Source organism: Psychrobacter sp. Arc29 (genome assembly GCF_041431175.1).
Taxonomy (GTDB): domain Bacteria; phylum Pseudomonadota; class Gammaproteobacteria; order Pseudomonadales; family Moraxellaceae; genus Psychrobacter.
The window spans coordinates 82,873-104,062 of record NZ_JASMRR010000006.1; the positions used below are offsets into that span (position 1 = coordinate 82,873).

16 protein-coding genes are annotated in these 21,190 nt (G+C 39.7%); 14 read left to right on the plus strand and 2 right to left on the minus strand.

What is annotated here, in order from left to right:
• Positions 1 to 144 precede the first annotated feature (144 nt).
• The 5 genes from zorA (at position 145) to QO189_RS09525 (ending at position 8,463) form a co-directional block, all read left to right on the plus strand.
• Entirely contained in the window at positions 145 to 2,211 is a 2,067-nt protein-coding gene (gene zorA, locus QO189_RS09505) for an anti-phage ZorAB system protein ZorA (RefSeq protein WP_371532555.1), read from the plus strand.
• Between the two features lie 18 nt (positions 2,212 to 2,229).
• Positions 2,230 to 2,961, plus strand: coding sequence for a type I Zorya anti-phage system protein ZorB1 (gene zorB1 / locus QO189_RS09510; protein WP_371532556.1), 732 nt, complete (start codon positions 2,230 to 2,232; stop codon positions 2,959 to 2,961).
• A gap of 5 nt (positions 2,962 to 2,966) precedes the next feature.
• The gene (locus QO189_RS09515) at positions 2,967 to 4,388 is read left to right on the plus strand and encodes an EH signature domain-containing protein (RefSeq protein WP_371532557.1); all 1,422 of its coding nucleotides are present in this window, start codon (positions 2,967 to 2,969) and stop codon (positions 4,386 to 4,388) included.
• A 9-nt stretch (positions 4,389 to 4,397) separates the two neighbouring features.
• Positions 4,398 to 7,625, plus strand: a complete 3,228-nt coding sequence (locus QO189_RS09520) for a DEAD/DEAH box helicase (RefSeq protein ID WP_371532558.1) — start codon at positions 4,398 to 4,400, stop codon at positions 7,623 to 7,625.
• 124 nt (positions 7,626 to 7,749) lie between these two features.
• Entirely contained in the window at positions 7,750 to 8,463 is a 714-nt protein-coding gene (locus QO189_RS09525; RefSeq protein WP_371532559.1) for a hypothetical protein, read from the plus strand.
• 270 nt (positions 8,464 to 8,733) lie between these two features.
• Here QO189_RS09525 and QO189_RS09530 read toward each other — a convergent pair whose 3' ends face one another.
• Entirely contained in the window at positions 8,734 to 9,375 is a 642-nt protein-coding gene (locus QO189_RS09530; RefSeq protein ID WP_101212840.1) for a DNA polymerase III subunit epsilon, read from the minus strand.
• A 125-nt stretch (positions 9,376 to 9,500) separates the two neighbouring features.
• On the minus strand, positions 9,501 to 10,142 hold the full coding sequence (locus tag QO189_RS09535) for a TetR/AcrR family transcriptional regulator (protein ID WP_101212838.1): 642 nt from the start codon (positions 10,140 to 10,142) through the stop codon (positions 9,501 to 9,503).
• A gap of 331 nt (positions 10,143 to 10,473) precedes the next feature.
• Here QO189_RS09535 and QO189_RS09540 point away from each other — a divergent pair, with 331 nt between their 5' ends.
• The 9 genes from QO189_RS09540 (at position 10,474) to QO189_RS09580 (ending at position 21,028) form a co-directional block, all read left to right on the plus strand.
• The gene (locus QO189_RS09540; protein WP_101212836.1) at positions 10,474 to 11,619 is read left to right on the plus strand and encodes an acyl-CoA dehydrogenase family protein; all 1,146 of its coding nucleotides are present in this window, start codon (positions 10,474 to 10,476) and stop codon (positions 11,617 to 11,619) included.
• Between the two features lie 247 nt (positions 11,620 to 11,866).
• Positions 11,867 to 13,327: a GntP family permease gene (locus QO189_RS09545; protein WP_025650715.1), complete on the plus strand. Its 1,461-nt coding sequence runs from the start codon at positions 11,867 to 11,869 to the stop codon at positions 13,325 to 13,327.
• Between the two features lie 129 nt (positions 13,328 to 13,456).
• Positions 13,457 to 14,257, plus strand: coding sequence for an enoyl-CoA hydratase/isomerase family protein (locus QO189_RS09550; RefSeq protein WP_228706538.1), 801 nt, complete (start codon positions 13,457 to 13,459; stop codon positions 14,255 to 14,257).
• A 50-nt stretch (positions 14,258 to 14,307) separates the two neighbouring features.
• Entirely contained in the window at positions 14,308 to 15,084 is a 777-nt protein-coding gene (locus tag QO189_RS09555; RefSeq protein WP_025650713.1) for an SDR family NAD(P)-dependent oxidoreductase, read from the plus strand.
• A gap of 14 nt (positions 15,085 to 15,098) precedes the next feature.
• Positions 15,099 to 16,127 carry an MBL fold metallo-hydrolase gene (locus QO189_RS09560; RefSeq protein ID WP_025650712.1) on the plus strand — a complete coding sequence of 343 codons (1,029 nt, stop codon included), beginning with the start codon at positions 15,099 to 15,101 and terminating at the stop codon, positions 16,125 to 16,127.
• Positions 16,128 to 16,256: 129 nt separating this feature from the next.
• The gene (locus QO189_RS09565; protein WP_025650711.1) at positions 16,257 to 17,819 is read left to right on the plus strand and encodes a class I adenylate-forming enzyme family protein; all 1,563 of its coding nucleotides are present in this window, start codon (positions 16,257 to 16,259) and stop codon (positions 17,817 to 17,819) included.
• An 89-nt stretch (positions 17,820 to 17,908) separates the two neighbouring features.
• Complete coding sequence (locus tag QO189_RS09570) at positions 17,909 to 19,150, plus strand: thiolase family protein (protein WP_025650710.1); 1,242 nt, start codon at positions 17,909 to 17,911, stop codon at positions 19,148 to 19,150.
• Between the two features lie 1,040 nt (positions 19,151 to 20,190).
• Positions 20,191 to 20,382: a hypothetical protein gene (locus QO189_RS09575; protein WP_156915590.1), complete on the plus strand. Its 192-nt coding sequence runs from the start codon at positions 20,191 to 20,193 to the stop codon at positions 20,380 to 20,382.
• A 427-nt stretch (positions 20,383 to 20,809) separates the two neighbouring features.
• Entirely contained in the window at positions 20,810 to 21,028 is a 219-nt protein-coding gene (locus QO189_RS09580; RefSeq protein WP_025650707.1) for a helix-turn-helix transcriptional regulator, read from the plus strand.
• Positions 21,029 to 21,190 lie beyond the last annotated feature (162 nt).

Sequence of the window (21,190 nt, forward strand, 5' to 3'; positions counted from 1 at the left end):
TAAGGTTATGTAATACCGTCAAACGTATTTGTTGACGTACCTCTTTCCCATGAATTTAAGCTGACATTAATTTAGTAATATTTAGGATTGATAAGTTGAATAGTATAACTTTCAATTTCTTATTTGATGGGATAGGTGATATTGATGGATTGGTTAAAAGTAGCGCAGTTTTCGCAAGGCTATTATGTTTTCCCTGCAATAATTTTCATCTTTATTGCTTACATCAGTTTGCGGTTTTTTCTAAATTATTTAAGTCCTGCTAAGGAACTAAACCATAAAATATCACAACTAGCTGATGAATTAGACAAGCTTGATGACAACCCTAATCTTGATAAAGATTCATTAGATGCAAAGTTTGATGGCAACCCTTCTTTGAAGCAAGCTTGGATAAGCTATAAAAAAACCTTTCATGATACTTATGAAACAGTGGATGGCGAAGCTAAGGTAGCTTATTCACGGGCAACGGTACCAAGCGAGGTGTTTTTCACAGAGTCTATTGTTGTCGATATACCGTTGAAGGTGGATTTTTATAAGCATCTACCAGGCATTATTACTGGTGTCGGTATTATCGTGACATTTCTTGGTTTGCTAATTGGACTGTTAGCGTTCGACCCTGCTGGCAATCCTGACAAGGTTCAAGACAGTTTAGCGTTATTGCTAACAGGTGTCGCAGAAGCCTTTATGGCCTCTGGCTTAGCTATCGCAGCTGCCATGGTTATTACTTGGCGTGAAAAATCATGGCTTAGACAGTGCTACGCACAATTACAACGGTTAAATACAGCCATTGATAACGCTTTTACTGCTGACGAAAGTGGTGAGGAGTATCTAGCCAAGCTACTGAAGTCATCTCAAGCAAACGAGGTGAATGCCAGGCAGCTTAAAGACAGCTTAGTTAATGACTTAAAAGCCATGATGACTAACTTGGTTGAAGAAAATAAAAGAAATCAAGCTGCCTTTGCAACTCAGTTAACTGATTCTTATGCTCAAACAAGTCAATCGATGGCAACCCAGATTGGCGATTCGATTAAGGATAGCCTTCAAGATCCTTTAGATAAGATTGCCTCGAGCGTGCAGCAAGTTAGTGGTGATCAAGGTTCAGCCGTACAAGAACTTATGACTGATGTGCTAGCCGCGTTTATGAGTAAGCTAGAAACAACATTTGGTGGTCAAATGACAGGTATGAGCGAAATGATGACTCAATCTGTCACGGCTATGCGTGAGATGCAGTCAGGATTTTCTCAATTAATGACAGACATGCAAACTAACAGTGAAGTTTCGACCAAAACGTTAGAGACACAAATGGCAAAAATGATGGATGATATTCATCAAAAGCAGAATGAGATGTCTACCCAAATGACTGAAATGGTAGAAAATCTATCTGCAGGTTCGGCCAAGATTGGCGATCAAGGGCTGCATGCTGTTGAGCAGCTAAATAACAAAGTATCAGAAATGGTGTCGGGTTTAGGTACTTCAATGTCAGGTCTGTTATCAAATGTGGCAGAGCAACGTATCGATCAGGATCGCCAAATATTAGACAATCAGCAAAAATTGCATGAGCAGTCATCTGTATTGATTGATAACTTAGGTAGTGAAATTAAAGAGCTGATTGTTCATAGCCAAAATGCAGTTCAAAGTCATAAAGAAAATATTCAAAAACTATCTCAAGTGACCACTGATAGTATTACTGGTATGAATACTGGCGCAGACAAGATGCGCTTAGCTTCTGAGCAGTTTACGACAGCTGGTAGCTCACTAGTCACAGTGACTGGTAAAACCTCAGAACTTATTGCAGAGGTGAATACCACTTCAACCAACATGACCAGTGCAAGTAGTAACCTAATTGAATTGATACGAGATTATAAGAACTCTCAAAACAGCGTTAATATTGCCATTGAAACACTAGAGAATCTTATTCAGCAGTCAAAGTCTGAAGCTGGCATGAGTAGTAAAATGCTTAATGACATGCAGAATATGACCACAGCTTTAGACAAAGTGAAGATGGAAATGCAAGAGTATCTATCAGAGGTAAGTGATGTTTTGGTGAAGAGCTTTGATAGTTTTGGCACTTCCGTTGAAAGTAGTCTAAATCATTCGTTAGTGTCTTTTGATAATACACTTGACCAAGCTGTCAAACGTCTGGCAACTGGTGTTGAAGGTCTAGGTGATGTAGTAGAGAACCTTGAAGATCTTACGCAAAAAACCAGACGCTAATTCGGGAGTGTATCGCTAATGATTGGTAATAGGTACGCTAAGAAGCATCGTTCAAAAGATGAGGGTGAAAAACCTTTTTGGATTTCATTTGCTGATTTGATGACAGCGCTAATGACACTCTTTTTGGTAGTGATGGCAGTATCTTTAATGGTTGTCACTAAGAAAATTAACGAAGCCACGCAAGCAGAAAAAGAACGCAGTTCAGAGGTCTTAGATATCTGTACTAATATTAAAGACGACCCTGCTTTAAAGAATCAGTTGATCACCGTAGACTGCAAAGAAAACCGTATAAATTTTGGTGAAGCGGGTCGGTTTGGGTACAACGATTACCGATTGAATGAAGAGGGTATAAAAGCGCTAAGTGCTTTGGTGCCAGTTGTCTTAGAAGCTGCTAATAGTGAGAATGGTAAAAAATGGTTTAAGCAAATTGTGATTGAAGGTTTTACAGATACAGATGGATCGTATTTATATAACCTAAATTTAAGCTTGCGTCGTTCGGAGTGGGTGATGTGTAGCTTGTTGGATCCCACATTTAATCAAGATCTGGATTTAACTGACACGCAAAAAAATCAAATTAAACAGCTGTTTCTAGCGGGCGGTGTGTCATTTAATTCAGCAAAAGACAGTAAAGAAGCCTCGCGCCGTGTAGAGCTACGAATGCAGTTCTATGGTTTAAAAGAAAAAGACAGTGCTGGGGCGCAGCCTATTTTTGTTTCTGCTCCTATTGAAACCTGTCAGCTGGCAAGGTGAATGTGATGAGTATCGCTATATTAAAGCAGAGGCTGAATCAGAGTGTCGATAATTTTTCTGAAGCCGACCAAGTACATAATAAATTTGTCAAACCGACCAAATTAATGAAGACGTTAGCGCTCATTGAACGTAAGTTTGATGATATGGAAAATACGCAGCCTATCGAAGAAAAGATTGCCAAATCAATCTTAAAGTTAGAAGAGCATGGCACAGACTATTTGACAAAACGTGATTGGAAGAATCTAGCTTGGTCACTCAGCAAAAAGCTTTTAAATTATGAGGATAAGATACTTTTCACCTTTATAGGTGGCCAACTCATTGAGCAGTTTAGCAAAATGGAGCCTGAGTCTCTAAAGTCTGTCTATTTTCCGCTGCTGTACAGTTATTTTGCAGTAGAACAAGATGAGATAAATAAACGGCCTAATAACTGGATTCAGCTTAGAAATATCTTAAATAACAATCGCTCTACGTTGTTTCAGGCCACTCTTAAGCCTAAAAAATGGCTTACCACGTTAACGGATCATCCTGAAGTACTCTCACTAGATCCTTCAAAACGATTTATTAGTGATTTTTTACAGAATAGCGATGACAGCAGAGTCAGTAAGCAGTTAGAAAGTTTGAGCATTGCACCAAACAGCTGGTTTTGGGACAGTTTGGTCAACTCATCTATCAAGTCTGTTAAGACAATGAAAGAAGAGGATTACTTTAAAGTGATTCCACGTTTTTTACTGCTATTAGAAAGAAACCCAATATATACCACCGCTATTTTAACAGCTTTACTTGAACGTTATGCCTCTACCTCAAAACGCGCAGTCGTACATGAAGCATTAAAGCACACCTGTTTGACGCAATGGGATAATCCGCAATACGATTCATCAGCAGGCTGGCGGAATGTCAGTTTAGACACTAAAAAAATGGTAATTCAGTGGTTTGTCCGAGCTGACTTAGAAGCTTTCTTCAAATTATTTAGCCAAACAGCTGATGTCGACCGCTTTGATTACTGGATTAAGTTTATTGATAAAATCTCTTTTTCTCAGATATTTTTAGGCCCAGCCGCTGTGCAATCTAGACATGCTGAGCATAGAAAGTTCAGAGAGCTAAACCGCGGCAGATTAAAAAATATTACGGGTTCTACTGCTAGTAACAATGCTTTTTTACTAAAAATTGATAACGTTCATATTGTTGACTTTTCAGATACTGGAAATGCTTGCTATGGGTATAGTGACTTACCTTTTAATCTTAGTAAGAAAAACATAACGGTTCATGAATTAAAGAGCAAACAACATTCAATATTTAAAAGTGATTCTGGTCGAGCAACGAGTTTGAGTCATTCAGGAAACTGGGAAGCAAAATTTGATGAGAAACTCGCTGAGCTAGGTGTCTTTGCCAGCCAATCCAGTAGTTCAAAATACAAAAAACGTTATTAAAGAGCTGATATGAAACTAGCATTCTGGAAAAGAAAAAAATCCGTTGAGCCTGCTGCTGTAGAAGCTGAAATAGCAAGTATCGTGCCTTTACAGCTGCAATACGATGATATTGGCTTAAAGCACTGCTATACAGCTGTGGCTAAAACGGATGCAGATTTCTATTGGGAGAGCTTGGCTGATGAGGAGGTTGCCTATCAGTCGGATGATAACTATATCTTACCATGGGAAGAGCTTTTTCAGATTCAACAAGACTCTGAGCATAAGGGTGTTATTGATCTGCTCAACCTGCCGTTATCAAATGATTTACACCCGATTATTCGTAGTGAAAATGGTATAAGCGATTCGGATTTTCAAATTATTTTGGAGGGCTGGTGTGATAACAACAAGGTTAAATTCAAAGGCTCAGTCAAGCGTACAGGGGCAATCATTAGTCTTGCCGGTAAAGAGCATCTGTTGAGTGAGGCGACTTGGAAGCTATTAGAGAAAATCAAAGAGTTCTCTCGTGTCACGGATAAAAACAAATCATTAAACCAAAAGTATTGGGCGCAAATACGCAGTTTAGCGAATAAAAGTGAAGCGAACTTAGATGAGTTTCTACGTAAAACCATTGTACTTGCCCCAGAGGAGCTGCAACTTAATCTCCGCAAAAACTTAGTGAGTACTGAGTCAGTGGTAGAGGTGCAGCCTGACTTTAAAGACTCGCCCTCAAATTGGCTACAAACTTTTGATAAATATAATGACGTTCAAAACGAGTATACGATCAGCTTACCAGAAGGTGGTTTGGCACACGTCATCATCGATCCGCAAGTTAAAAGTGTACTCAATGAAATTAAGAAGATGCCAAACCGTCGGATAGCTGGTGAGCGTGCACAAACCTTTTTGCATAATCCTTTTGCGCAGTTAGGTGAAGATGCCGTCGAGGTTATCTCCTCAGAGGGTTTTGAGAAGTCCAAAGAAGAGGCAGAAATCTATAGCTACCGTTTGCTAATAGATAAAACTTATGATGAATTATCACATTTTAGTTTGGCTCAATTAACATTGCATGAAAACTCGAGTCGAGAAAAAGATCCTATTCTTTTGGAGCTTTCAAATCTAGAGCAAGCTCAACATTTTATCGCAACTTATGAGCGATCATCACCTATTTTCCTATGGGCAGGTTACAGCATAGATAGAACCAACTACTTAGATAACCAGATAGAAGCACTGAAAAGCGATTTAGAAAAAATTCAACAGTATGATGACGAATTACAAGCTAGGACTGTACTAGATTTAAGCAATTACAGCGATCGAGTGATTGGTATTGGTGAAGCTGAAAAACTGAACTCTGAAGCCATTCAAAAAGATAGTGGTGAATCCGAATGGTTACCACAGAACCTTATTGATGAATCAAGTAACTTATCCCAATTCACTTCCGAAAATACTGATGCCAGTACTGAACTGCTTGAGCAACGTATCCACCATGCAGAGTCAGAAGGGGAAAGTTTTGTTCTACATCCAGACAGCAATGTATCTATTGCATTAGAAGATGCAAAAAACTTACTTGATGAGTTTCGTGAGTCAAAAGATGAGAGCTCATCTGAAAACGATGTAGAGCAAGAACAGGCAGATCTTGATGAAAAGAAGAAAAAATCCACCTTATTAATTGCTAATAATATCGATGAGGCTGACTTTACTAAGAAGAGAGCTGAAATTCTGAATTTTGATGAAAGTAATCGACCTCCGGCCAGATTGCCATCGAGTTTTAGAAGCCAAGAATTTAGTCTAAAAAAGCATCAAGAATATGGTATCTCTTGGCTACAAAACCTATATCAGTATGCACCAATTCAGGTAAGTGGTTGCTTGTTAGCGGATGATATGGGATTAGGAAAAACGCTGCAGTTACTTTGTTTTATCGGTGAGTATTTAGAAACTGCAGAATCTAAAAAACCTGCACTGGTCGTAGCGCCAGTTTCTTTACTCGAAAACTGGGAATCTGAAATAAATAGGTTTTTTAGCGCAAAATTTGGAAAAGTCTTAAGTTTATATGGCGATAACTTAAAGCAGCGAAAAATACCGAAGCACTTAATATCCTCTCAATTAAGAAATGATTACGGAATAACGAATTTGCTTGAAGAGGATTGGTTAGATGGTGCAGATATCGTACTGACTACTTATGAAACCATGCGAGACCTTGAGTTTTCTTTAGGGAGGATAGATTGGAGTGTCATGATATGTGATGAAGCACAAAAAATAAAAGTGCCCACTGCCATGGTGACTAAAGCAGCTAAAGCCCAAAAAGCAGATTTTAAGATTGCTTGTACAGGTACGCCTGTAGAAAACTCACTGGTTGATCTATGGTGCTTATTTGATTTCATTCAAGAAAACCTACTGGGTTCGCTTAGTGAGTTTAATAAAGAGTACCGTCGTCCTATTGAAAAGAAAGACGATGAAGATAGCGCGATAATAGATGAGCTTCGTCAATTGATTGAGCCTCAAGTGTTAAGGCGTATGAAGCATGATGTCGCTGAGCTACCAGCAAAACACGAAGTTAATGATTGTAAAAATATTGAAATATCAACGCTGCAGCGCACACTCTATAAACAAGTATCAAATGATTATAAAAATTTATCTGAGCAAGGCCACAAAGGCGTTATGTTAAAAGCGCTACATGACATGCGAATGATTTGTGCTCATCCTCTAAAGTTTCAACAACAAGCGAGTATCAGTGATTCGCCTAAAGCCAAATGGTTAATAGACACTTTAGAGACAATAAAACAAAAACATGAGAAGGTGATTATTTTCACTGAGTTTAGAGATATTCAATTATTTTTAAAACGCCTTCTCCTTGAGCGATATGGATTAAGCGTTACTACAGTGAACGGAGATTCAAATACCAACAGCAGAAGAGGCTTAACCCGGCAGGGCATTATTGATCAGTTCCAAGAAGTGAATGGTTTTAATGTGATTATCTTATCCACGGTTGCAGTTGGCTTTGGTGTGAATATCCAAAAAGCGAATCATGTGATCCACTATACACGTAGTTGGAACCCAGCCAAGGAAGATCAGGCAACTGATAGAGCCTACCGAATTGGGCAGGACAAAGAAGTTTATGTGTACTACCCATCTATTGCAGCAACTGATTTTGAGACGTTTGAAATTAAACTGGATAAGCTGTTATCTAGTAAGCGTAGCCTTGCCGATGATATGTTGAAACCAAACGTAGAGCTCACTCAAGAACTGATTCAGTCGATTTATTGAGTAAGCTCTTTAACAAAAAAGGTGCTTAAGCACTGGTATCAATAAGAATGTTTTCAAGATAAAAAACATACAAACAGTTCGCTTTTCCATAAAAATATAATCAGTATTAAACAAGGGTAGATAGATGAGTGATAATTTTGCATTAACTGATACACAAGCTTATTGGTTTGTTGGCTCTATGTATGATGATAAAGATCATACGGCACGATTTATTGAAGATGGTATTTGGGAGTTCAATCCTGAAGCCAAACCGATTGATTCAATAAAGTCTATTAAGACTGGCGAGAAAATCGCTATTAAATCAAGCTACATAAGAAAAAATGGACTACCTTTTGACAATCGAGGACACGCTGTGTCTGTGATGGCTATCAAAGCCATTGGTACAGTGATAGAGAACTTAGGGGATGGTAAAAATTTAAAAGTAGACTGGGAAGTAAATCCTACTCTTAGAGAGTGGTATTTTTTCACAAATCGTAATACGGTTTGGAAGGTTATTCCTGAGACTGCGATAAGAGCTGGTTTGATAGATTTTGCATTTCATGGCAAAGCTCAGGATATTGACATGTTTCGCAATGATCCATATTGGCGAGAAAGGTTTAGTGATAATACTAAGGAAAATTTATCATTTAAGTGGACGAGCTTCTATGAGGAAATCGCATCCAAGCTTCTCTCTTTTAGAGATCGCCGTGATGAGCTTATTGCTGGCATTCATAAAATTTCTGAAAAAAGTGATGTTATGTCTATTCTCAACGATCAGTATGAAGAGGGTGTTGAAGGAGGGCTATTAAAAGATATATGTCCGTTCACAGTTATGGCTATGTTCAAACCCCGATATTAATAGCGTCACCTAAGAAAAATAAATTTCATACTCCAGCCCTCTACACTATATAGATAATAGCATATAGAGCTTTTATAACTTATCAGAGTAAGGTTGATTCATGGCATATGCAGATATTGACGATATTTTAAACACCATAATATTGAGGAGTTTACTACCTAATAAGTTATAGTTTTAATAAGAACTTGATCTACTTGAGCGTTAACTATTTCTAGTATCTATCTCAATTTTGAGCATAGCTAGACTATAAAACTGACGACATCAGTGTATTTATAAAGATTCTAATGCTTGCTGGCATGCTTGAGCTAAATAAGGGTCAATACTGTCCTGTTTAAGCAGCCATTTAATATAGCCAGTACCTTCAGAGCTAGCAGCTAAATCTGCAATAGCCTCACCCTTGTGCTTACCAAAGCTTAAATGCGTGGGTATACGCGCCATTTCACTAAATTCATATAAGCTTTCCACATCATTTATCTCATGACCTTGGCTATTAGCTAAATCAATCAGACTACCAAGCACCAGCTCAGTGAAGTAAATATCAGCAATGGCAGCATGTGCATCTCTTGCTTGAGCGCGCGCTATATAACGGTGAAAGTAATAGAGGAGGTATACTAGCTTATGACTCTCAAGCGTAGGAAGCAGGTAGTTAGCCATCGCATTAGTACATATCAGATTAGGAGTATGGGTCACGCCAGCATTTTTCAGAACGGTCATATCAAAATCAATATTATGACCAATCAAGTACTCAACACTGTTAGATAGTCTAAAATCAGTATGAGGCGGCTCATCTGCCACATCCTCATCACAGATATGTGATATTGCCATAGAGCCCAAGCTGATTTCTTTTAGAGGATTAAAGCGCTTCGCTCTTGGTGCTTGCAATACAGTCACCTTGGAAAGTACCCTAAGCATGCAAGATAGAACCTTAATATGTGGTTGCTCCAAATATGAGGTTACTCACTTTTCAAGATATTTCACCATTTAAAAATTATTATTACGTTTTTTAGTAAACGGCTAAACTCAAGCTTCAGAAATTGTTAATCTATTTCGGGCTTACTAATCGCGCGCCATAATATAATGAACAGCTCATCGAAGTTATCATTCAGAGGAGCTGGGTTTCTCCGTATAATATGCATTAATCCTAAGCGGCTAATAAAGCCTATAAACACATCAAATAAAGTAAATAAAGGCACCGTATCATTCAATATGCCTTGTTCCTGCCCATCTCTCAACACCTGTAAATAAGAATCAACTAACTCTTTATTATCATAAATGGCAATTTCGCGATAACGCGAAACTGGCACTGCTGTGGACAATACCATCATAGCATCTGGGCTTTTATCAATAAAATCGAAAAATACCCAAAGAGTTTTACGAAGGCGATCTTTAACACTATCAATACCTTGCAAATGATCAATCATACGGATCGCTAAACGTCCTAACACTCTATTTAAAATAGTGTAAATGATGGTTTGCTTGTCCCCAAAATAATTATACAAAGTTTTTAATGACATATTTGCTGCATTTGCTATCTGTATCATGCTCACTTCGGAGGGATCATGATTTGAAAATAACAACAGCACTGCTTTTTCAAGTTTGTTTAAGGTTGCTGGTCGCATAGCTGATATTGGTTTTAATTGTTTGTTCCTCAGTTTACTCTTCAAAGCCTTGCCTGCCATTTTCACATTCTCCAATTCATAGTTTGCATTTTGTTATCCTCTAATTTTTCTATTAGCCTGTATATAAATCGCCGATTGAACAAGTTTGCTATTTAGAAAAATATCTCCTGAATAAAGTATATGAGGATAATCTATATTATCTTTATTGTATAATTGATTGCAATATGTATTGCAACTGCATAATATAATTCCTACAAACCTTATTTAATAAGTTTTTATAGGTTATATAAAATGATAATATTTATTATCATTATTTTATATAATGCGATTATGAAATATGAAAACCAGTATTTTGAAGGTTTTCAAACACACTAAACTAGGAAAGGAAGCCATGACCATGTTAATGACAGAAGAGCAGAAAATGGCCACTGACGGCTTGCGTAAAGTTCTGGATAATGAAATTGAACCAAAGCTGCGTGCTCACGGAGAAGGTTTCATTCCTAAAGAGATGTTAAAAGGCTTTGTTAAGACTTTGACAGAATACGGCCTAATCAAAGCGCCCTTTCCTGAGAGGTGGGGTGGTTTAGGCTTGGATTGGGTGACGCACTTGTTACTTTGGGAAGAAGTGGGTGTTAGCTCAATAGATTTGGCATTACCTATCCTAATTAATGTTTCTGGCGCTGATCTGTTGATTAGAAATGCTCCAGAGCATATCAAAGAAAAGTATGTGCCGGGTCTGCTTTCAGGTGATTTGTTTATAGGCATCGGGATATCTGAGCCTGACGCAGGGTCTGATGTAGCTGCCGCAAGGACTCGAGCAGTGCGTGATGGCGACGACTGGATTATCAATGGAGAAAAAACCTGGATCTCAAACGGCGAGCATATGGATATCTTTATATGCACATGCAAAACTGCTGAGGGCGAATTGACCCATATTTTGGTAGATATGACCACATCAGGCATTGAAGTACGCGGTATTAAAAAAATGGCTTTAAATGGTCAGTCAACGGCACAAGTATTTTTTGGTGATGTGCGAGTCCCTGTGAGCAATACTATTGGTGAATTGGGCTCTGGGTTGAAGAATACGCTTGTGACTTTTGAACGTGCGCGCTGTCATATGGCAGCTTGGGGTTACTCTATTGCTCGTAGATCAATGGAAGAGTCTATTAAGTATAGCCAAGAGCGTTTCCAACACGGCAAGTTGATCGCGGGTCATCAATTAATAGCGGATAAAATCGCTGATATGGCTACTAAAATAGATGCCTCTAGATTACTAACGCTAAGAGCCGCCACTATGATCGATCATGGTATACGTTGTGATAAAGAGTGTGCGATGGCTAAATGGTATAGCACCGAAATGGCGGTCAAAGTTTGCCGTGATGCTGTGCAGATTCATGGCGGCAATGGCGTTACCAAAGAGTATATTGTTGAACGTTTAGCTCGAGAAGCAATTATTGGCACCATCCCCGATGGCACTACTGAAATCCAAAAGTTATTGATAGCGCGTTCGCTGACTGGTATTCAAGCCTTTAGATAAATTTACTCGACGCAATAGTGTCCCAATAAGAGAAAGTATGGGTAAAACAAAGCTGAGTTTTTTAATCAACTAGTAATAAATAGTACTGAGTCAGTAGCCAGTCAGCAAGTTGTAAGGAACATGCTTAATCGACCTAAACCGTGGGTTAATGCATAACAATTAGCTTGACCTGAACGATTAGACTGATTTTAACGATTAAAAAACTCTTAGTATCTGGTTTATTGATGTATGCCAAGGAGAGGCCATCATGTTTAGTACCATTGCTATTATCATAACTTTACTGTTATTGATGTTCTTTGCTTATCGTGGATATTCTGTGTTGATTTTGGCGCCGATATTGGCAGTGTTAGCCGTATTTTTATCAGGTGATTTTTTAAGCAGTATCCCTGCTTATACCGATATATTTATGGGTGGATTAAGTGGATTCTTACTCAAGTTTTTCCCAATATTTTTATTAGGTGCTATGTTTGGGCGCTTAATGGGAGATTCGGGAGCGGCCACAGTCATTGCTAATGCGATCGTCAAGAAGTTAGGGTCAAGCAAAGCTATTCTAGCCATTATTTTAGTATGTGCATTATTAACTTATGGTGGGGTATCTGGTTTTGTTGTAGTATTTGCTATCTATCCGGTAGCCAAGAACTTATTCAAGATTGCAGATATTCCTAAGCGTCTAATCCCAGCAGCGATTTCGGTAGGGTCTTTTACTTTTACCTTGACGGCACTGCCAGGTACACCTGCTATTCAAAACGCTATTCCTATTCCTTACTACAATACCAATCTTTTTGCCGCTCCTATCTTAGGTGTTATCGGCGGGATAATTATGTTCGTGCTGGGTTGGTGGTGGGTACAGTCACGAGCAAACAAAGCTAAATCGGCTGGTGAAGGTTATGGTCAGCATAAGGATGGTTTCGAAGGGGGTATTAATGTTGCGAAAAGTGATATTTCTCAAAATAATACCACTCAAGGCGAAGAGTTCGTAACGGGTCATACAGTTAAGGAAAAAGCCCCAATTTCATTTACGATGGTTATCATACCGCTGATATTGGTTATTGGGATTAATGCGTTACTGGTTTACGCTATCTTTCCTTCGATTGACTTCAGTGCGCTACAGACTCAGTTCCCTGATCTGAATATTGCTGGCTCATTAGGATTATGGTCTATTATTATCTCGTTAGTTATTGCCTGTTTGGTCTTGATTATAATGCGAGTTGGGCATTGGCACAATCTACAAAAAACTATTAATAATGGTACGTATGACTCCATGTTACCTATTTTCAATACCGGCTCTGAAGTAGGGTACGGTGCTGTCATTGCTTCGTTAGCAGGCTTTATCATTATTCGCGACAGTATTTTAAATATAAGTCCTAATAATCCATTAATTTCAGAAGCTATAGCCATGACGACGTTGGCAGGAATTACTGGTTCATCGTCTGGCGGTTTAAGCATTGCCTTAGCGACTCTAGGTGAAGATTATCTACGCATGGCCGTCTCAGCAGGTATTGATCCAGAGCTGATGCATCGAGTCGCCGTTATGGCCTCCGGCGGTCTAGACAGTCTGCCGCATAATGGTGCTGTAATTACTATGCTAGGTATTTGTGGTCTTACTCATAAGCAGGCTTATCTCAACGTGGCGGCGGTTACTATTGCTATCCCGATAATTGCCATCATTGCTGTTATTACCTTAGGAACTGTCTTTGGTTCATTCTAAGCAGCTTGATTAATTATGAGATGTTTACTTAATGATAAATAATAACCAAATATTAATAGAGACATATGCTGCCAATACGCATACCAATAATAGCGCTTTCAAAATTAACGTTCGATAGGAGAACCATACATGAAATTACATATGGAAAATAACGCTTTAGAATTTAAACAAGTAGGGCCAGCGGCTTGGATTACCTTGAATAGACCTGCCGCTATGAACGCCATTAATCTTAATATGATAGATAAGTATGAAGAGCTACTGCCAAAGATTGCTGAAGATAGCAGTGTGAAAGTATTGGTCATTACCGGTAATGGTACAGCCTTTTGTGCGGGTGCGGATCTTAAAGAAATCTTAGTCTCAAACGATGGCCCTGCAGGCGAAGCAGATTTCATTGATCGCTTAACCGTTAACGTGCTTGATGTACTACGTAACTTCCCTAAGCCAGTTATTGCAGCTATTAACGGTATTACTATGGCCGGTGGTTTAGAGACTGCTATGTGTGCGGATATTGTGATAGCTGCAGACAGCGCGCGCATAGGGGACGCTCATGCTAATTATGGCGTCTATCCAGGAGCTGGTGGTGCGGCAGTATTACCAAGATTAATTCCACTTAATGTTGCAAAGTATTTACTTTTCACTGGCGAAACCCTTTCTGCAGAAGAAATGAGAGGCTATGGCTTCGTTAATAAAGTTGTTAGCCCCGATAGCTTGCAAGAAGAAGTGCAAAAACTAGCAGAATTAATAGCGGAAAAAAGCCCTATAGCGCTAAAAAGAATGAAAGTAGTTGCTAATGCCAGTGCAGACAAATCGCGTGATGATGCGTTGCAACAGGAGCAAGTGTTGTTCCGTGCTCATATGCGCTCTTACGATATGCAAGAAGGTCTCACCGCGTTCAGTGAAAAGCGTAAACCAGAGTTTCGCGGCTATTAACTTAAGTTATTTTTCAAATAATTTTTAATCAGAAAACAAGGGAATGAATCATGAATTTAACCAATAAAGTTGTCGTTATCAGTGGTGGTGCCTCAGGATTAGGTTTAGCTACTGCTCAATATATGGTACGCAATAAAGGGGCTAAGGTAGCCTTATTAGATATGAATCAAGAAGCAGGTGAGGCTGCTGTTGCCGATCTTGGCAAAGATAAAGCCATGTTCTGTCGTACGGATGTGACTTCTGAAGAAGATGTCGATAACGCTATTGCTGCCATCATAGATGGGTTTGGCGCTATCCATGCCGACATCAACGCGGCAGGTATTGTAGCTCCAGCGAAGATTCTAAATAGAGAAGGCAAAGCTTCGGCATTAGCGAATTTTAAAGCAGTAATTAATGTGAATTTGATTGGGCTATATACCGTCATGTCAAAATGTGCTGAAAAAATGGCACTAAATGAGCCTGATGAAAAAGGCGAGCGTGGCGTTATTGTGAACGTCTCTTCTGGTGCTGCTTGGGAAGGCCAAATTGGGCAGAGCGCCTACGGAGCGTCAAAATCTGGCGTTAACGGTCTCAATATACCGGCAGCGCGTGAGTTCGGAAAATTGGGTATTCGAGTTAATTCCATTGCTCCAGGCATGTTTGCGACCCCTATGGTGGAGTCGCTTGATGCAAAAGTTAGTGAAGCTCTTATTGCTATGTGTGAAGCACCTAAACGTATGGGTAATATGGAAGAGTTTGCCTCTACTTGTGCATTTCTAATTGAAAATAGCTACATGAATGGTCGCTATATTCGTCTCGATGCTGCGACGATACTGCAGGCTAGATAATAGAAGGCAGTTTTATGAGTACTCAGCAAGGAAGTTACATTACGCCACCAGAGTTTGGTGAGTTGCTAGTCGTTAGTGACGGAATATTATGGACTAGATTTAAAATACCTAGCAAGTTGGATCATATAAATATTTATTTGATTAGGGATGTAGATGGCTGGTTCGTGATTGATTCAGGTCCTGCCTCCGATGAAAACCGTGACTTGTGGAAAAGCTTAATACAGAACTTACCTAGCCCCGCGAAAATTACCGGTATCTTAATCACTCATTCACACCCTGATCATATTGGACTGGCTGGCTGGTTGGAGGATTATAGCGATGCACCCTTATATATCTCCGAAAAGGAGATTTTACAGGCAAGGCTTGAGAACCGTTATCGCAGTACTAAAGATTACAGTGACTTGCCACATTTCTACAGTCGTATGGATGCCTCACTAGAAGACATGCAAAGTCTGGAGGAGGTTTGGGAGTACTTAGATATGATGTTTGGTTCGTTGCCCACCGAGGTAAATATTGTCAAGTCTGGCGATACGATTGAAATAGGGGGCGAGTCATGGCATCTTTGGTCGGGTTCGGGGCATTCTATAGAGCATATTTGTTTACAAAAGGCTTCGGGAGAGGTGATGATTTCAGGTGATCAAATCATCGAACATATCACGCCCTACGTTGGCCTAAATTATATGAGCCAAGAGACCGATCCTTTAGCCGGTTGGTTAGCAGGTCTGAGCGATATGATTGATTGGATAAGTACGAATGCACTGGTCTTACCCGCACATAATAAGCCGTTTTATCATGGGGATGAAAGAGTTCGTGAAGTGTTGCAGCACCATCAAACCTCGTTAGATAAACTGCGGAAAAACCTCGACCAATGGCGCACTGTCAACGAGTTAAGTTCGGTATTGGGATGGGCAAAGAAAAAAGGTTTTGCACGTTGTTTAGCGCTTGAAGAGACGTTCGCTCACGTTACTTATTTGGTGAATACTGGAGAAGTAGTTTGCGAGACTGCAGAACTATCCGGTGTCTTGTACTACCAGTTAGCTTAAACAATTATATTTTTTAGAGATCGTCTAAAAAGTTATAACCTTTGGTTTCATGGTAAATGTAAGAGATTCGATAGCAGGATTAGGCTGTAAAGATAAACAAGGGACTACCACTTATTAAGGATAATAAACATGTTAATTAATTTTAGTAATCATATGGCAGCACTCGCGCAGCGTTACGGAGATCGTGAAGCCTTAGTAAATATAGAGCGTAACCGCAGATATACTTTTTCTGAATTTCACCTCTTATCCAATCAAATCGTCAATATGATGGTCAGCTTAGGATTAGGTGTTGGCGATCGCTTTATCAATATTCTGGATAATGACAATCTATCATTGATTCATGCTCCAACTATTTTTAAAGGCGGCGCTACTGGTGCCTTCACCAATTTTAGAGATTCGCTTGAAGAGCATACTTGGCAGGTGGCGGCTGCTAATGTGAAAGTTGCATTTATTGAAACGTCATTACTCAAAACACATTATGAAATGTTAATAGGGCAAGGCATTACTATCGTCGTTATGGATAAGCCAGAAGATAGCTTAGAGGGTGTCCTTTATTTTTGGGAGCTAGTAGATCAGGCCCCTGATCATAATCCTGATTTTGAATTAGATGATCGTGAGCATTGTGCGCTGATTCGCTTTACTGGTGGTACGACTGGCAAAGGTAAGCCAGCTATGTACTCTATGGATAATTGGTTCAGCTGCCGTGATACGGCCTTTGCTTTTGATGACAAGGATATATGGGCCGATGAACCAAGATGCATTCACGTAGCGCCTATCAGTCATGGTAGTGGCATGCTTGTATTGCCAACGTTATATTCGGGTGGCTGTACGATTACCCAAAACAGCCCTGATTTGAATGCTTACTGCGCTAATATTGAAAAAGAAAAGGCTACGCTGACATTCTTAGTGCCTACCATACTTTATCGCCTGCTAGAGATTGAGTCTGATTTAAGTACGCTTAAGTATGTGGTTTATGGCGCAGCACCTATGAGCCCAGGAAAACTCAAATTACTTCAGGCAAAGCTAGGTAATATATTCATACAGGGATATGGGTCTACCGAGCACTTTGGTTTTGCATTGAACATGAGCACCCAAAAACATATTATAAAAACAGAAGTGGACGAAGTTCGATTAGGTTCCGCTGGTCAACCTACACCTAGTGTTGAGTGTGTTATCGTTGACAGTGAAGGCAATACACTGCCACAGGGCGAGACAGGAGAGCTCTGGGTACGCTCACGTAGTGTCTGCCAAGGATACCTGAATGCCCCTGAGCTTACCGCTGAGGAATTCCATAATGGATTTTGGAAGTCGGGTGACTTAGGTTATATGGATAAAGAAGGCTTTATTTATCTTGTCGACCGCAAAAAAGACATGATTATCTCAGGTGGTTTTAATATTTATGCCAATGAAGTCGAGTCTGCTCTTAATAGCCATGCGGATGTCTTTCTAGCTGCAGTAGTAGGTATCCCTCATGAAGAGTGGGGTGAGGCTGTACATGCTGAGGTTATTCTTAGAGACAATGTTAGCTTGACAGATCTTGAGCTCATTGCGCATGTTAAAAACCTGATTGGTAGCTATAAAGCGCCAAAAACTATCTTAATTGTTGAGCAGATTCCCACTAGTGTGGTTGGTAAAGTGCTACGTAGAAAGGTGCGTGAAAAATACTGGAGCGAGGCTCGTAAAATCTCTTAGTAAGGTACTTGATATTCACAGCCTAGTCTTTACAACTGGTGTTGATGGATAAATATTTACTTTCTAAAATTAATTCAAAGGAATGACCTATGAGTGACATTTATATTACTGGCGTTGGCATGACCAAGTTTGGCCGTCATATAGAGCGCAGTTATAAGGATTTGGTGCGTGAAGCGGTAGAACAGGCATTGACCGATGCCGGTGCTGAATTGGAGCAAGTTAAGCAAGCTTATTTTGCTTCCTGTGTTATCGGCTTTATGCAGGGTCAACACATGATTCCTGGTCAGGTAGCTTTACGCTCGATGGGCTTTCAAAGTATCCCAATCTTTAATATCGAAGGGGCTTGCGCGTCTTCTAGTACCGCCTTACATTTAGCAGCGATGGCGATCAAAAGTGGCTCGTGTGATATCGCTATTGCGGTAGGAGCTGAAAAAATGATCAATGAGGATAAGGCTAAGATGTTTGCCGCTTTTGACTCAGCTTGGGATGTAAGTACGGTTGCGGATAATCGGGATACCTTATTGGCGATGGGCGCAGGCTTTGAATGTCCTGAAGGCTCGCAATCTCCGAAACCGTACTCGATGTTTATGGATGTATACGCCGCCTTTAGTCGCCATCACATAAATACTTTTGGTACTACGCAAAGACAAATCGCGGCTGTCTGTGCAAAGAACCATACCCACTCTGTGCATAACCCACTGGCTCAGTATCAACGACCTTATACGATAGAAGAGGTATTGGCAGCACCACCTATCACATATCCGCTCACTCTGCCTATGTGCGCGCCCATCTCTGACGGTGCTGCGGCTACGGTCTTATGTAATGCGGAAGGGTTAAAGCGTCTAAAGGGTGATGCTAAACGTGCCATCAAGCTATTGAGTAGTGTCGTGCGCTCAAGCTCAGATCGCAGTTTTGAGGATTATAAAAACCACCTTACTGCGCTTGCTGCTACCGAAGCTTATGAAAAGGCGGGCGTCTCTCCGGCCGACGTAGATGTCGCTGAGGTACATGATGCTACGGCTATGGGAGAGATTATTCAGGTGGAAAATCTTCAACTGGTCGGTTATGGCGAGGCGGGTAGAGCAGCAGAAGCCGGCGAGCTGACAATCGGTGGCCGTGTCCCTGTCAACCCATCAGGCGGTCTTGAGTCCAAAGGACACCCGATTGGCGCAACCGGACTAGGTCAAGTCTATGAGCTGGTGACCCAACTACGGGGCGAAGCTGGCAGGCGTCAAGTAGAGGGCGCGCGAATTGCTATTCAAGAAAATGGTGGCGGTATTTATGGAGTAGAAGAGGCTACTGCCGTTATCAATATCTTTGCTATGCAGTAGTATTTAACTAACTCATTATTAAAAATAAAAAAGGAATTTTCTATGACTGAAATAGCTTATATCTATGATGCCATTCGTACGCCACGTGGCAAAGGGAAAAAAGAGGCTCCCTTTATTAGGCAACGCCAATTTGGCTTGTTCACACTTGAGCTATGCTGAAGAAACCGTAGAGATAAACTTGGTAAACTAAGCTTATTAATCGGAGTTTACCATGACCAAGAAAACCAGAACTTATAGCACAGAATTTAAAGCAGAGGCCGTTAAGAAGATAGCGGGCAAACCCCAATTTTGACAAACTCACCTGAGTAAGTTCTCGAACTAAAAAAAGGTGCTAACAATAGGCCGTATATAGCGTTAGCATCATTTTTTGCTACTACCTATATCTAATAATTATCGACATTTGTTCATCAAAATAAGAATCGAAAACCCTCGTTAATAAGGCTATAAGCATCTAAGAAATTACTACTTGATCCATAAAGTAATTTTACTAAAAGCATATTCATCAGTGAACTTTAGCACTAGCCCACTGTTTAAAGCCTAATAAGCACACAATGATAAATACTAACAGGACTGTTGATACGCAGAAGCGACTTAGTACAAGATTAACATTATCAAACCCATCAGTACGAATTTATGTCGCAGGTTATCGATTACGATAATAGGGATATAGAGAAGCTAAGTCTTTATACTCGCCATTTACAACCTATGCTACGTGAAAGGCTCGATGATGATGAGGTTTATTTCAGTAATATGATAATGAGTCACTACCGCTTTTTTAAGCTACGTCAACAGGATTTAAAACTGTAAGAGGGTAGTTTCTTTCCGCTGAATACTGGTAGCGGTGGAGCTGGCAAAGCTAAGGATAAATAAGAGGACTGGCTATTAAAAATAGTTGCAAGGTTAAATGAGCTATTCGATGCTGAAAATCTGACCGATAGAGACCTAATCAATTACTCGTAAACTATCTGGGATAAAGTCAACGAGAACCAAATCGTCATGAATACGAATATAGTTATTGTTTTAAGTGAAAGGAGTTGATTATGTCAGATAAAAATATCAGTTTTTTAGCTGAAAGTAGCTTTGATTATTTATTTACTAATAAAGTCACTTCTCCACATTGCATGCTCGCATACTGCACAAAACCAACTCTCTTTTGCCCGCATATAGGCGATATCAGCAGGTACATCAATGGGACAGGCGCTCCCGCAATATTCACAGCACACATCATCTAAGCAAGCATAGCATTGGCTTATGGTTTCAAATAATATGTGTGAACTGATATTATATTTTTGACAAAGCATACGGACATAATCTACATAGCTAGTTTTATGATCATAGGACCAATAATCCTCACAGACCCGTTTGTCCCAAGCATTTTGTGTCATGCTCCATTCAATCCTGATGCCCATAATATACTCCTTCTTAATGGCAGAATGACTATGATTAGTGTCACATTTTTATAGTATCTATATCTATCGAACGAGTCGCACCCATCATAGTTAGCCAGCTATTGAGCGATAAGATGAGTCTATGACATAATAAAGCGTTAGTCAGCACAAAATAGTTTTTGACGGAAACTTAGTTATTGCCAACGAGTATTATTTTAACAGAAAAGTAATCACTGGCAAGTATTTTTTACTTACCAATAAGGATTTTATTGTGATTTTATGTAATCTACCAGTGCTTTTAGCGGAAAGAAGGTTGCGAGTTGCAGATTTAGTAAGAATGACAGATATCAGCAAATCAACGCTTCATAGAATTTATAACGATGAGACAACTCGCATAGAATTCGATACCCTGAGTAAGTTGTGCCAGGTATTAAAAGTCAATCCAGGGGATGTTTTAAAGTATGTTCCCGATGAGAATGAAGAAAACTAAGCTTTATAGGAAGGTCGACTGCTATAAGACGTTAACCTCCTCACCCGACTAGAATTGAAATTTTAAAATACTCTTCAGCCTTTATTTATAATAGGTTGGAGAGTATTTTTTTGTCTAAAAGATTTTTCTAAATCAATATTTAAAGTATTAAAGATAAAAATA